This is a genomic window from Sphingopyxis yananensis (genome assembly GCF_020687785.1).
Lineage (GTDB): Bacteria > Pseudomonadota > Alphaproteobacteria > Sphingomonadales > Sphingomonadaceae > Sphingopyxis > Sphingopyxis yananensis.
This window is the reverse complement of sequence record NZ_JAJEWI010000010.1, coordinates 532,384-547,069: the sequence shown is the minus strand read 5'-3', so window position 1 is coordinate 547,069 and position 14,686 is coordinate 532,384. Positions and strand designations below refer to the sequence as shown.

General features: G+C 57.4%; 10 protein-coding genes. 2 read left to right on the top strand and 8 right to left on the bottom strand.

The features are described 5' to 3' along the window. Position 1 precedes the first annotated feature (1 nt). On the top strand, positions 2 to 1,777 hold the full coding sequence (locus LKO31_RS14025; RefSeq protein WP_227691160.1) for a lytic transglycosylase domain-containing protein: 1,776 nt from the start codon (positions 2 to 4) through the stop codon (positions 1,775 to 1,777). A 240-nt stretch (positions 1,778 to 2,017) separates the two neighbouring features. Here the strand turns inward: LKO31_RS14025 and LKO31_RS14020 are convergent, their stop codons facing one another. Next, positions 2,018 to 2,470, bottom strand: coding sequence for a GNAT family N-acetyltransferase (locus LKO31_RS14020; RefSeq protein WP_227691159.1), 453 nt, complete (start codon positions 2,468 to 2,470; stop codon positions 2,018 to 2,020). A gap of 231 nt (positions 2,471 to 2,701) precedes the next feature. Between LKO31_RS14020 and LKO31_RS14015 the strand changes: the two genes are divergently transcribed. After that, positions 2,702 to 3,772, top strand: a complete 1,071-nt coding sequence (locus LKO31_RS14015; RefSeq protein ID WP_227691158.1) for a PA0069 family radical SAM protein — start codon at positions 2,702 to 2,704, stop codon at positions 3,770 to 3,772. A gap of 76 nt (positions 3,773 to 3,848) precedes the next feature. On the opposite strand, the gene LKO31_RS14010 is transcribed toward LKO31_RS14015, so the two are convergent. The 7 genes from LKO31_RS14010 to LKO31_RS13980 form a co-directional block, all read right to left on the bottom strand. Next, a complete protein-coding gene (locus LKO31_RS14010) occupies positions 3,849 to 5,450 on the bottom strand; it encodes a long-chain fatty acid--CoA ligase (protein ID WP_227691157.1) in 1,602 nt (533 codons plus the stop codon). 146 nt (positions 5,451 to 5,596) lie between these two features. Continuing rightward, the gene (gene dnaE, locus LKO31_RS14005) at positions 5,597 to 9,088 is read right to left on the bottom strand and encodes a DNA polymerase III subunit alpha (RefSeq protein ID WP_227691156.1); all 3,492 of its coding nucleotides are present in this window, start codon (positions 9,086 to 9,088) and stop codon (positions 5,597 to 5,599) included. A gap of 280 nt (positions 9,089 to 9,368) precedes the next feature. After that, positions 9,369 to 9,845: a glutathione peroxidase gene (locus LKO31_RS14000; protein WP_227691155.1), complete on the bottom strand. Its 477-nt coding sequence runs from the start codon at positions 9,843 to 9,845 to the stop codon at positions 9,369 to 9,371. An 80-nt stretch (positions 9,846 to 9,925) separates the two neighbouring features. After that, positions 9,926 to 10,603 (bottom strand): ABC transporter ATP-binding protein, encoded by a 678-nt coding sequence (locus tag LKO31_RS13995; RefSeq protein WP_227691154.1) that lies wholly within the window; start codon positions 10,601 to 10,603, stop codon positions 9,926 to 9,928. After that, positions 10,596 to 11,846 (bottom strand): lipoprotein-releasing ABC transporter permease subunit, encoded by a 1,251-nt coding sequence (locus LKO31_RS13990; protein WP_227691153.1) that lies wholly within the window; start codon positions 11,844 to 11,846, stop codon positions 10,596 to 10,598. The genes LKO31_RS13995 and LKO31_RS13990 overlap by 8 nt, the downstream gene beginning before the upstream one ends. 408 nt (positions 11,847 to 12,254) lie before the next feature. Next, a complete protein-coding gene (locus LKO31_RS13985) occupies positions 12,255 to 12,938 on the bottom strand; it encodes a Crp/Fnr family transcriptional regulator (RefSeq protein WP_227691152.1) in 684 nt (227 codons plus the stop codon). 21 nt (positions 12,939 to 12,959) lie between these two features. Beyond that, a complete protein-coding gene (locus LKO31_RS13980; RefSeq protein ID WP_227691151.1) occupies positions 12,960 to 14,591 on the bottom strand; it encodes a CTP synthase in 1,632 nt (543 codons plus the stop codon). Positions 14,592 to 14,686 lie beyond the last annotated feature (95 nt).

Sequence of the window (14,686 nt, the reverse complement as noted above, 5' to 3'; positions counted from 1 at the left end):
AATGGCGATACGAACAATCTCGGCGGCAGGGCTTACGGCCATCGGCCTGCTTCTTGGCACGGCGACCGCCACGTCCGCCTCCGCGAACAGCAGCGCCGACCGCGCCGCCGGCTTTAATCTTAACCAGCAATCCGCCCCGCGCATCCTCGACGCCCGCGAACGGCAATTCTACCAAATGGTCATGGCCGCCATTCGCAGCCAACGCTGGGACGAAGCCAAATCCCTGCTCGCCAATGCGCAAAACGGCCCATTGGACGATTTCCTGCGCGCCGAACTTCTGCTCGCCGCCAACAGCCCCCGCGCCGAAGTGGCGGACATCATGCCCATTTTGGGCCGCAGCCCCCAGCTTCCCCAAGCCCAGCGTCTCGCCACTCTGGCCTCGCGGCGCGGCGCGACGGATGTGCCGATGCTGCCCAACGCAGGCCGCCTGACATGGGCGGGCAGCGCACCGCGCCGCCTCAACGCCGAAACCGCCAAAAGCGACCCCGTCTCGGCCAGCCTGTCCGTTACCATCCCTGACCGCATCAAAAATGACGACCCTGCTGGCGCCGAGGCCCTCTATCAAGCCGTCGCGGATCGCCTCACCCCCGATGCCCGCGAAGAATGGCAACAGAAAATCGCATGGTCCTATTATATCGAAAATGACGATGCCAACGCGCTGCGCTTGGCTTATCCCGCCGCCGAAGGGCGCAGCGCATGGGCCGCCCAAGCTGCGTGGGTCAAGGCGCTGGCGTCATGGCGTCTCAAGGATTATCGCACCGCCGCCCTCGCTTTCGACCAAGTCGCCCGCCAAGGCCGCGACAGCGAAATCCGCGCCGCTGGCCATTATTGGGCCGCCCGCGCCGCCATCGCGATTGGCGACCCTGCCAGTGTCCAAAACCGCCTACGCATGGCCGCCGCCAACGAAGAAACCTTTTACGGATTGCTAGCCATCGAAGCTCTGGCTGTCGAACCGACCCGCCAGCAAGAACATCTGCGCGCCGACCGCCAAGCATGGCGCGCCCTCAACGACTTGCCCAATATCCGCGCCGCCATCGCGATGACCGAATTGGACGAGGATAAATATGCCGACGACCTCATCCGGCATCAGGCCCGCATCGGCAGGGCCGAAGACCATCCACAATTGCTGGCGATGGTCAGCGCGCTCAACCTACCCGAAACCCAGCTTTTCTTGGCCCATAACACACCGGGCGGCCGCCCCATCGCGGCCTCGGCCCGCTATCCCCAGCCCAATTGGCAACCCTCATCCGGCTGGAAAGTCGACCCCGCGCTGGTCTATGCCCACACCCTCCAAGAAAGCCGCTTCCAACGCGCCGCCGTTAGCCCCGCTGGCGCACAAGGCTTGATGCAAGTGCGCCCCGGTACCGCCCGCGACGTCGCCCGCTGGCAAAGCATTGGCGTCAATGTCAACGACCTCAAAAGCCCATCTGTGAATATGGAATTGGGCCAAAGCTACCTCCAGCACCTCAGCCGCGACCCGTCTACGGGCGGCCAATTGCCCAAGGTCATTGCCGCTTATAACGCGGGCCCCGCCCCCATCGCCCGCTGGCAAAGCGAAATCCGCGACCAAGGCGACCCGCTGCTCTATATGGAAAGCATCCCTTATTGGGAAACGCGCGGCTATGTCGCCATCGTGCTGCGCAACTATTGGATGTACGAAGCCCAGCAAGGCAAAAAATCCGACAGCCGCGAAGCCTTGGCACGCGGCGACTGGCCCCGTTTCCCCGACCAACGCGGCGGCACCCGCCTAACCGACGCCGCCGCCTCCCGCCGCTAGCGTCGCCGCAACGCACAACCTCTCCAAGATCAGCTTCTACCATCGCCCGTCAGCCCCATCGGCTACGAGAAGGCGGCGACAATCCGGCGCATGGACAAGTTGACTCAAGCGACTAACCGCCTTGTCCCGCCAATATTTTGATCAAATGTCTTATTTGGGGTGGGAACCGGACTGGCAGTTTTTGGTTTTCCAACGGTCAAAATGTCAGTCGGGCGACAGTAGTTGCCGCCCGACGAACTATTAGCCGATCAAGCGCAAACGTGCATTTTCGAAAGCGTAGCCTTCATCATCAAAAGGACGGCGTGACAGCTCTTGAAAGCCGAGCCCAGCATAGAAATCTACTGCCTGCTGATTGGCGGTGTAAACCTCAAGCTCAAGGTTCCCTTTCAGGTTCAGTGCGTGAGAGATGAGCTGACGTCCGATGCCAAGCCCTTGCCGGTCGGGAGAAACGAAAATTCCGCCAACGAAGGTGCCGAGCAGGCTGATGAAGCCGCAGGGCTGGCCACCCACACATGCCACCCATGTCTCGGCATTGGGTAGGTATTGATCTTCAATCAGGACTCGTTGCTCCCGCAAACGCCGGTCGCCGATAAAAGAATGGGCTAACAGGGATGCCTCGAGCCAGATGCGGGACAGTTTTTTCAAATCGCGTTCCGGCGCATAGGGCCGGATTACAACGTCGTGGTTCTTCATGAGAATTCCAAAGAAGAGATATGCAAAAAGGTCTGGCAACCAATATTGGTGCCAAGTGAAGCCGCAAATTTACGGTCGAAATCACAAGCCTCTGCGCATAAACCTCCTTCTGCTATGTCCGCTTTTCGTCAGCTGCCGAAACATTGTCAATGGCCTACATTGGGTCGTGAGCAGAAGTTCTATCCAATTTTTCGCCCTTGTAAATTTGTTCCCCATATGTTCCAATGCGCCATGGTCACAAATATTGGACGCGGCGCGGCACACAACAAGACAAGCTCCCGCTTCGGCCTTCCAGAACGGGAAGTCGACGGTGATTGGCTGGACGAACAACGCCTGATCGACGGAGAGCCCCCGCGGCTCAAAACAAGCGTTACGCTTCTCAAGCCCAAGACGATCATCAGCTACAACAAATCCCCCGACATCGGATTTGACCGTTCTATCAATCCATTCGCAGGCTGCGAACATGGCTGTATTTATTGCTATGCGCGCCCCAGCCATGCCTATCACGACCTCTCGCCCGGCTTGGACTTCGAAAGCCGCTTATTCGCCAAACCCAGCGCCGCCGCGCTGCTCCGCACCGAATTGGCCAAACCCAATTACCGCGCCGCGCCCATCGCCATCGGCACCAATACAGATGGCTATCAACCCGCTGAACGCGAATGGGGCATTACGCGCAGCATCCTCGAAATCCTGCTAGAAACCCGCCACCCGCTCTATCTCACCACCAAATCCGACCGCCTGCTGCGCGACATAGATTTGTTGGCGCAAATGGCGGACCAACAATTGGTCGCCGTGGCCATATCCATCACCACCTTGGATGCCGATCTTGCCCGCCGCTTGGAACCCCGCGCCCCGCATCCACAGCGCCGCCTCGCGGCGGTGCGCGCCCTACGCGACGCGGGCATTCCGGTTCAGGTCAATCTGTCCCCGATCATCCCCGACATCACCGATCATGAAATTGAAACGCTGATTGCTGCCGCTTCATCGGCGGGGGCCCATGCCATTTCGTCCATCCTGCTGCGCCTGCCCCACGAAGTCGCGCCGCTGTTTCGCGCGTGGCTGGCCGAGCATTTCCCAGACCGCGCCGCCAAGGTGATGCATATTGTCCAAGAAACACAGGGCGGCCGCGATTATCAGTCCGACTTTTTCACCCGCATGAAGGGTCGCGGAATTTGGGCCGACCTCATCCGCCAACGCGTCCGCAAAGCGTGCCAACGCCATAATCTGATTACGCCGCTCGCCCCGCTGCGCTGCGACCTCTTCACCCCGCCATCCCCGAGCGGCCAACTGTCGCTATTCTAACCCACGCACATAAAAAGCCGCCGTGCCATTTGTCTGGCACAGCGGCTTTCCTATCAATTTCACTCAATCACACCGCTCAGGCGCTGATCGATTTCAACTGATAATCCTTATAATCGTCGCGGATCTGCCGCTTCAAAATTTTACCCGTCGCCGTATGCGGCAAGCTGTCGACAATAAGAACCTCATCGGGCATCCACCATTTGGCGATTTTATCCCGCAAATAATCCTGCACCTGCGTAGGGTCCACAGTCACGCCGGCCTTGGGCACAACCAGCAAAATCGGCCGCTCATCCCATTTGGGGTGGAACACGCCCACCGCCGCCGCTTCTTGCACCCCTGGCGCACCCACCGCAGCATTTTCCAATTCAATCGAGCTAATCCATTCGCCGCCCGATTTAATCACATCCTTGGCGCGGTCAGTAATTTGCATCACGCCGTCAGGGTGAATAACCGCCACGTCACCGGTATCAAACCAGCCATCCTCATCCGTCGCATCCTCGTCCGCACGAAAATAGCGTTGGATGATCCACGGCCCACGGCATTGCAAACGGCCACTGGTCACCCCATCACGCGGCAAGACCTGATCTTCATCGTCAACAATGCGCAGCATCACGCCAAAGGGCGGGCAGCCTTGGCGGCTCACCACATCGACTTGCTCGTCAAAGCTCATCTCATCCCAATTCCACGGACGCTTTCCGGTGGTGCCAACAGGGCTGGTTTCCGTCATCCCCCATGCATGGCCCACATCCACCCCTGCTCTCATAAAGCGCTCAATCATCGAACGAGGGGCCGCCGATCCGCCAATCAACACGCGCTTCAACTTGCCATAATCCATGCCAGTGGCATCCATATGGGCAAACATCGCCAGCCACACGGTCGGTACCGCCGCACTGTGTGTTACGCCTTCTTGGTGCATCAAATCGCACAAAACAGCGGCATCATTGACGGTCGAAAACACCAATTTCGCCCCCACCGTCGCGGCGGCATAAGGCACGCCCCAGCTATTGGCATGGAACATCGGCACAATCGGCAACACCACACTCCGGTTCGCCAAGTCAAACACATCGGGCTGAATTTCCGTAATCGCATGGATCACATTGGACCGATGCTCATAAATCACCCCCTTGGGGTTGCCCGTCGTGCCCGACGTATAGCACAGCCCCATCGGGTCGCGCTCATCCAGTTCCGCCCAAATAAAGCTACCATCCTCGGCGTCCATCAAATCCTGATAGGATAAATAGCCATCCCGCGCTGGTGCATCGAACAAAATGAAATGCTCGACGCTGGGCAATTGATCGCGCAGTCGCTCAACAATTGGAATAAATGTCTCATCCACAAAAATCAGCCGATCTTCGGCATGGTTGATAATGTAAACCAATTGATCGTCAAACAAACGCGGGTTGATGGTGTGCAAAATGCCGCCCATCCCCGCCGTGCCATACCAGCTCACCAAATGATGCCCATGGTTCATCGCCAGCGTGCCAATGCGGTCGCCCTTCCCCATGCCGAGCCGCGTCAACGCAGCAGCAAAGCGGCGCGCATCATGCCCCACCTCGCCCCAATTGCTGCGCGACACGCGCCCATCGGTCCAGCGCGTGACAATTTCACGGCCAAAATGTTCCCGCGCGGCATGGTCGATCAAATCGGTGATCAACAATGGGCGGCCCTGCATGGTCATATCGGCATCCTCTCGCTTATTTTTATATCGTCGCCAGAGTGAGCAGAGAATGTCCCCTACGCAAGCCTTTTCAACCCCCAAACCTCATGATGATGGGCTTGGCGCGTTTCCTGCCCGCCGCGCCACCAACCACGGCAATGCGGCGATTAACTCCGAAAGCGAAAATCGCTGGCCTGCACCAAACTCAGCTTCATATCATGCACGCCCTCGACCATCTCCAGCCGCGACACCAAATCAGCGCTCAGCTTGAACCGGCGCCCCAGCAAAATCGGAATATCCGCATCATTCAACGGGTCCCGCGTGACAATTGTCACCCGCCCACGCGCGTCCTCATGGATTTGCAACAAGCGCGCCATCTCGGCCACCGCCTCGGCCCGTTCGACGCGGCACCGCAACTGCAGCGCCGCCGTCGCCGCCATCTCATCCAAATCCTGCGCCCCGCGCACGGTCACACGCGGCGTTTCCTCCCCTTCCAGCAAGTCTAACTCTACGTTCAACAGCGCACAGCCTCCTTTTTTCGCTATTTCTTCCAGAACCTTACCAGCCGTCTCGTCAAAACAGCTCGATTGGAACTGACCGCTGCGGTCCGACAAAGTCAGGTTCAAGAAACGGTTTCCGCGCTGCGACATGCGCGCCCGCGCACTTTCCACCATCGCGGCCATCACCATCGGCACGCGTGTCCCTGGGGTCATCTCGACATTTTCGCAAATATCACCATAGGTACGCGCCTTACGCGCCGCCAATATCGCCTCATGCTGCTCGACCGGATGCGACGAAAAGTAGAAACCAAAGGCATCTTTTTCCTTGGTCATCCGCTCCGCCAAAGTCCATGGCTCGGCGCTTGGCAAATGCAGCACGGGGGCCAAATCCATGTCACCGCCAAACAAGCCGCCCTGCCCCGTCATCCGTTCCCGCGCCATCGCACTGGCCGACGCCAACAATGTCTCCGCCCCGCCAAAAGCTTTGGGCCGGTTGGGCTCAATCTCATCAAAAGCGCCTGCAGCGGCCAAAGCCTCAATCTGGCGGCGGTTCAACATCTTGGGGTCAATGCGATTGGCAAAATCATCCAAGGATTTGAAATGCCCCTTGCTATGCCGTTCCGCGACCAAGGCCTCCATCGCCTTCTCGCCCACGCCTTTCAGCGCCCCCAACGCATAGCGCACGGCCAACTCGCCCTCGACACGGCCGACCGAAAAATCCGCCTCGCTATGGTTCACCGACGGCGGCGCAATTTCGATGTTCAAACGGCGCATATCGTCCACAAAAATCGTCAGCTTATCCGTCTGATGGCTGTCGAACGACATCGACGCCGCGAAAAACTCATGCGGATAATGCGCCTTCACCCATGCGGTTTGATAGGACAGCAAAGCATAAGCCGCCGCATGGCTTTTGTTAAAACCATAACCCGCAAATTTATCAATCAAGTCAAACAGTTCGTTTGCCGTCTTGGCGTCAATATCATTATACTCCGCCGATCCCTTCACAAAGGCCTCGCGCTGCGCATCCATTTCCGCCTGAATTTTCTTACCCATGGCACGGCGCAGCAAATCCGCGCCGCCGAGGCTATAGCCCGCCAAAATCTGGGCGGCCTGCATCACCTGTTCTTGGTAAACAAAAATGCCATAGGTTTCCGCCAAAATCCCCTCCAGCAAGGGGTGCGGATAAGCAATGTCTTCGCGGCCATTTTTCCGCGCGCCAAATAACGGAATATTGTCCATCGGGCCGGGTCGATACAGCGCCACCAGCGCCACAATATCCCCGAAATTGGTGGGTTTCACCGCCGACAGCGTGCGCCGCATCCCTTCCGATTCCAACTGGAACACGCCCACCGTATCACCGCGTTGCAACAGGGCATAAACCGCTTCATCATCCCATGACAGCGTATCAAAATCGACATCCACGCCGCGCAGCGCCAACAACCGCCGTGCTTCCTTCAACACCGACAGCGTCTTCAACCCCAAAAAGTCGAATTTCACCAGACCCGCCGTTTCGACAAATTTCATGTCAAATTGCGTCACCGGCATGTCCGAACGCGGGTCGCGGTACAGCGGCACCAATTGGTCCAGCGGCCTGTCGCCAATCACCACCCCCGCCGCATGGGTCGAGCTATGACGCGGCAAGCCTTCCAACTGCCCCGCCAGCTTAAACAAGCGCCGTACGCCCTCATCATTTTTAAATTCGTTGGCCAGTTCCGGCACACCGTTCAGCGCGCGGTCCAGCGTCCATGGGTCGGTCGGGTGGTTCGGCACCAGTTTCGCCAACCGGTCCACCTGCCCATAGCTCATCTGCAACACACGGCCCGTATCCTTCAACACGGCGCGCGCTTTCAATTTACCAAAGGTAATGATCTGCGCCACCGTGTCGCGGCCATATTTTTCCTGCACATAACGAATGACTTCGCCGCGCCGCGTTTCACAAAAGTCGATATCAAAGTCGGGCATGGAAACGCGTTCTGGGTTCAGAAAGCGTTCAAACAGCAAGCCCAATTTCAGCGGGTCCAAATCGGTGATGGTCAACACCCATGCCACCAAACTGCCCGCACCCGAACCACGGCCCGGTCCCACCGGAATATCGTTCGATTTCGCCCAATGAATAAAGTCCGCAACGATCAAGAAATAACCGGGGAATCCCATCTGAATGATGATGCCCACCTCATAATCGAGCCGCTCGGCATAGGCTTTGCGGTCTTCGTCACTCAGCTCATCATAAACAGCAAGGCGGGCCTCCAGCCCCTCCAGCGCCAATTGCCGCAACTGCGCCGCTTCACCTTCACGGTCGCCCGCAAGGCTGGGCAAAATTGGCTTGCGCTTGGGCGCCATAAAGGCACAACGCTGTGCCACCACCAGACTATTGTCCAGCGCCTCCGGCAAATCCGCGAATAATTCGCGCATCACATCGGCGGGCTTCAACCAAGCCTGCGGATTGCTGGTCCGCCGCCCTTCCGTCTCAATATAAGCGGATTGGGCAATGCACAGCATCGCGTCATGCGCATCATGAAAATCCGGCTCAACAAAATTGGCGGGGTTGGTCGCCACCAAGGGCAAAGCGCGGCGATAAGCCATGTCAATCAGCGCCTTTTCGGCAGCCTCTTCGACCGCATCCCCGCGCCGCGACAATTCCACATAAAGGCGCGACGGAAACAAAGCCTCCAACCGCTCGGCATATTGGGTGGCGGCTTCCATCTGCTCATCGGCCAACAAACGCGCCAACGCCCCTTCGCCGCCCGCCGTCAAACATAGCAAACCATCGCTTTTGCCAATGAGCGCGTCAAAGGGCACATGCGGTTCTTGCTCGACCGGACGGTCCAAATGGGCCGCCGACACCAGCGCGCATAAATTGTCATAACCCACCGCATCTTGGGCATAAAGCGCCAGCCAATCGACAATCGGCGCACCATTTTGCATCCGCACCCCAGGCCGCGCCACACTGACCAGCGCCCCGACCACCGGCTGCACGCCCGCGCCTTTGCACGCATCACCAAAGGCCATGACGCCATATAAGCCATTGCGGTCCGTCACCGCGACGGCCGGAAAAGCGCGCTCTTTGGCGGCCTTGGCGATGGCCTTGGGATCAATCGCCCCCTCCAGCATGGTGAAACTGGAAAACACCCGCAGGGGAACGAAATTGCTATGGGCCATATGGAAATACTATCTCGGTCACATCATGCCGATCAATCGAACCGCCCCAGTCTGCGACCCTGCGCAACCTCTGGCGACCCGACCTATCAGGCGAATATTGAATATACATCATATTACCCCATATTTTCATGGGGTTGCAACGGTCTTGCGGCACATCAGGGTCGGCGGCACGGCGGGCTAGCACCCATGCTCACCCAAACCATCAGGCCCATCACGCGATTTCCATCGGGCCTCCCATCCGCCCACGCAAAACTGCTGCGCCTAACGGCTCAGCAAGGCGTCAACCCAGCAAAGCCTCAATCTCTTTGGCCAAATCCAATGGCTTGGTGGTCGGCGCGTGGCGGGACACAATTTTCCCATCGCGGTCCACCAGAAATTTCGTGAAATTCCACTTAATCGCGCTGGTCAAAATGCCCGATTGTTCCGATTTCAAATATTTAAAAATCGGGTCTGCATCGGACCCATTGACATCAATTTTCGCCATGACGGGAAAGCTCACATCATAGGTCAGCGAACAAAAATTCGCGATCTCCGCCGCATCCCCCGGTTCCTGCGCGCCAAATTGGTTGCAGGGAAAGGCCAGCACTTCAAACCCACGGTCCTTATAATCGCGGTATAATTGCTCCAACTCCGCATATTGCGGGGTAAAGCCACATTTGGACGCGGTGTTGACGATCAACACCACTTTGCCGCGATAATCCGCCAAAGACTGGCTACCACCACCGGGCAAGGCCGCTGAAAAATCATATAAGTCCATCACCGACCCCCATCATCCTATTATGCCATGGCCGCGCCCCAAACTTCCCACCATCGCGGGCAGACGGGGCGCTACCACGATTATGCCGCGATCTGCCCGTCATGCAAGCGCCACACACGGTCCATCTTCTCGGCCAGTCGTTCGTTATGCGTGGCCACCAAAGCCGCGGACCCATGGTCCCGCACCAGCGCCATAAATTGCTCAAATACGCGGTCCGCTGTCGCCTCATCCAAATTGCCTGTTGGTTCATCGGCCAACACCAATAAGGGTTGATTGGCCAGCGCCCGTGCCACCGCCACACGCTGCTGCTCACCGCCGGACAATTTGCTGGGCTTGTGGTGCAATCGCTCGCCCAGCCCCAACCCCGCCAGCAATTCTTCGGCGCGTTGCTCGGCTATCTTTTGCTCCGTCCCACGGATCAACTGCGGCAAAACCACATTTTCCACCGCATTAAAATCCGGCAACAAATGGTGGAATTGGTAAATAAAGCCAATTTTTTCGCGCCGTACGCGGGTCCGCTCGCCTTGGTCGTGGCGGGTCACATTCTCGCCGTCAATCTCGATCTTGCCTTCAAACCCGCCTTCCAACAGGCCGACAGCTTGCAGCAAGGTCGACTTTCCCGACCCCGAAGGCCCCAGCAAAGCCACAATTTCCCCGCGACGCAGCGTGGCATTTATCCCGCGCAAAACATGGATGGTCACATCGCCCTGCGTGAAACTGCGGCGCAAATCCGCCAATTGTAAAACCGGCTTATTCATAACGCAGCACCTGCACAGGGTCCGTATTGGCCGCCTTCAACGCGGGGTATAGCGTCGCCAAAAAGCTAAATACCACCGCCATCAGCGCAATACCGACAATTTCAAAAGGATCCGGCTTGGACGGCAATTCGGTCAAAAATCTAATGCTGGGGTCCCACAGCGACTGCCCCGTCAAATATTCCGCAATTTTCAGCACATGCTGCCGGAAATAGAGCAAGGAAAAGCCAATAATCATGCCGACAATCGTGCCCGAAATGCCAATGGACAGGCCAATCGCCATGAATATCCGCAGCACCGCATCCCGCGGCGCGCCCATGGTCCGCAAAATCGCCATATCCCGCGTCTTTGCCCGCACCAACATGATCAGCGACGAAATAATGTTAAACGCCGCCACCAACACAATCAGCGACAAAATGACAAACATCGCCACCCGTTCAATAGCCAAGGCTTCAAACAGGCTGGCATTCATCGACCGCCAATCCTGCACCACCGCTTGCCCCGACACCTGCCGAACCAAGGGCGCCAAAATCTCCCCGACCTTATCGGGATCATGGACCTTCACTTCAACCATGCCAATCTGATCGCCCAGCAACAGCAGCAATTGCGCATCCTGCATCGGCATCACAACATAGGCCTTGTCGAAATCATAAACGCCAATTTCAAAAATCGCCGCCACGCGGTAACTAATCTCGCGCGGCACCGTGCCAAATGGCGTCGATCGTCCAGCGGGGTTGATGATGGTGATGTTGGTCCCCACTGCCGCGCCCAAATTGCGCGCCAATTCCGACCCAATCGCCACCGTTCCGGCTTCCGGCGTCAAATCCGACAAGCGCCCTTGCAGCACCTTGCCGCCCAGCGTGTCGTTGCGCTGAATATCCTCCATCCGCATACCGCGCACCAGCACGCCTTCGACGCGCCCATTGAACGTCGCCAATAATGGCTGTTCAATCAACGGCGTGGCCGACGTCACCCCCGGCGTTGCCTTGGCTTTGTTGACGATATCCTGCCAATCGTCCAACCGGCCACCATAGCCTTGAACGACGGCATGACCATTCAACCCCACGATTTTCTCAAACAAATCGGCGCGCACACCATTCATCACGCTCATCACAATGACCAGCGCCGCCACGCCCAGCATCACAGCTACAAAGCTGAACGCCGCCGCGACAAAGATAAATCCTTCACCGCGCTGGGGTAATAAATAGCGTTTAAAGATGGTGCGCTCATAGGGGCGAAGGATCATAAACTTACCGTCCCAGACGCGTGATCAATATTCATATCTGGGCTTTTAGGGGGCAGCGCCGCCGCTGGCAATGGCCGCCTTCACCCAGCCAGCCCGATATCCGCGCAACGCCCAGCAAGCACCGAAAATATCGGGACAAAGCATGTGCCGACCCATCAGCCGCCGCTGTTGCGATTGTGCAACAGCCACAGCCAAAAAGAAATGATCTTTCAAACAAGGCGATGACAAACACCGAAACAGTCCCTAGCCAGAACATATCTGGTTCAGATGCGGCCCAAAGGCCCGGTTCCGGGGAGCGTAGATCCTTCGTCAGGTCTACATCCACAAGGGGGATGGCGAAGTTCGTCACAGGCGCCCGAGTATCCACGCGATGCTCGGGCGTTGTGCTATCTGCCTCACCCGCCAACGTCATCCATCAGCGTCGGCAATATCCACCAGCAATTCGGGGTCCAGCACCCGCACGCGCCCTTGCTCCAGCGCAATAATCTGGGACTCTTCCCAGCTTCGCAATTGGCGGTTGATATGCTCGCGGCTCATCCCCGCAAAATTGCCCAGCTCTGTCTGGCTCAACTCCACACGCAAATTGCTCTCCGCTCCGCTGCGGATCAGGCGCAGCAAATAACGGGCCAGACGCGGACCAGACGCAAAAGCACGGTCGCTTTCAATGGTTTCATTGGCCGTCCGCAACCGGCGCGCCAATTGCTGCATCAACGACCAAGCAAAATCAGGGTGGCTCGCGGCAAATTCGCGCATCGCCGCACGGCTTAATTGCAACGCCTGCCCATTGGTGGTGGCAATCACCGACGCCGTGCGTTCCCCGCCATCCAGCAACGCAATTTCACCCAGCACCGCCCCCGCTTCGGCATAAGCCAAAACAATTTCACGGCCACCGGGGGATAACATAGAAACGCGCGCAGCGCCTTCGGTCAGGATAATCAGGCTATCGCCCGCATCCCCTTGCGCCAGCAATTCTTTGCCGCGCTTAAAGGGGATGAGCCGCGCCAAAGCGACCAGCTCACCCCAATGTTTTTCCGTCAGGCCGGAAAATATGCTGTCCGCCCCTTGCAACACCGCAAGCTCTTCATGGACCATATTTCCCTCCCCAACTTTACATCATACCAATCGGCTTTGTTTGACCGCAGCCTCAATAAAGCCCTTGAACAACGGGTGCGGTTCAAACGGCTTCGACTTTAATTCCGGATGAAATTGCACGCCAATGAACCAAGGATGGTCCGGACGTTCAACAATTTCCGGCAACATGCCATCGGGCGACAATCCGGTGAAGAGCAAACCGCCCGCCTCCAGCTTTTCGCGATAGTCATTGTTCACTTCATAACGATGACGGTGACGTTCGCTAATATCCTTGGTGCCATATACAGCCGCAACACGGCTATTTGGTGACAATTTGGCATCATAAGCGCCCAAACGCATGGTTCCACCAAGGTCCGTGTCCGCGCCGCGCTGTTGCAGGCCTTCTTCGCTCATCCATTCGGTGATCAAACCAACAATAGGCTCGCTGGTTGGGCCGAATTCCGTGCTCGATGCGTCGGCAATGCCGCTGGTGTTGCGCGCGGCTTCAATACAGGCCATCTGCATACCCAGACAAATGCCCAAGAAAGGCACACCACGTTCGCGCGCAAAGCGCACGCTGTTAATCTTGCCTTCCGATCCGCGCTCGCCAAAACCGCCGGGCACCAATATGCCATGCATCGGTTCCAAATTGGCAACCAGATCATCTTCTTCTTCGAACATTTCCGCGTCCAACCAACGGATGTTCACCTTAACGCGGTTGGCCAAGCCACCATGCACCAAGGCTTCGTTCAAAGATTTATAGGCATCGGGCAAGGACACATATTTTCCCACCACCCCAATGGTCACTTCCCCTTCGGGGTTGTTCTTGCGGTCCATAATGTCGTCCCAGCGGGCCAATTCCGGCTCTGGGGCATCATGAATACCAAAGGCCCGCAACACTTCGCGGTCCAAACCTTCGCCATGATATTGGGCAGGAACAGCATAGATGCTGTCGGCGTCCAACGCCGGAATAACCGCTTCTTTGCGCACATTACAGAATTGGGCAATTTTCGCACGTTCTGTGTCGGGCAATGGCTTTTCACAACGGCACAGCAAAATATCCGGCTGCACGCCCAGCGACGCCAATTCACGCACGCTATGCTGGGTCGGCTTGGTCTTCAATTCGCCGGCTGCGGCAATATAAGGCACCAAGGTCACATGAACGGACAGCGAATTTTCGCGGCCCACTTCGTTGCGCAGCTGACGAATGGCTTCAATGAAGGGCAGTGATTCAATATCGCCCACCGTGCCGCCAATTTCGCACAAAACGAAATCAAGGTCCGCCGTGTCCGCGCGGGCAAAGGCCTTAATCGCATCGGTCACATGGGGCACCACCTGAACGGTCGCGCCCAAATAGTCGCCGCGACGTTCCTTGGCGATAATATCCTGATAAATACGACCAGAGGTAATATTATCACTCTGCCGCGCCGCAACACCCGTAAAGCGTTCATAATGGCCCAAATCAAGGTCCGCTTCGGCCCCGTCATCGGTCACAAATACTTCACCATGTTGATAGGGCGACATCGTGCCCGGATCGACATTTAAATAAGGGTCGAATTTCCTGATACGCACGCGATATCCACGTGCTTGCAACAGGGCCGCGAGGCTAGCCGCCATCAAACCTTTTCCAAGGGAGGAGACCACGCCGCCGGTGATAAAAATGAACCGCGCCATGGGAGAAAAGACTTACTCAAAAGGTGGGTGGCGACGCAAGCCGCCGAATCACAAACGGTGGAAAATATTTTTCCACCGTTCACAGGCTGATGAAC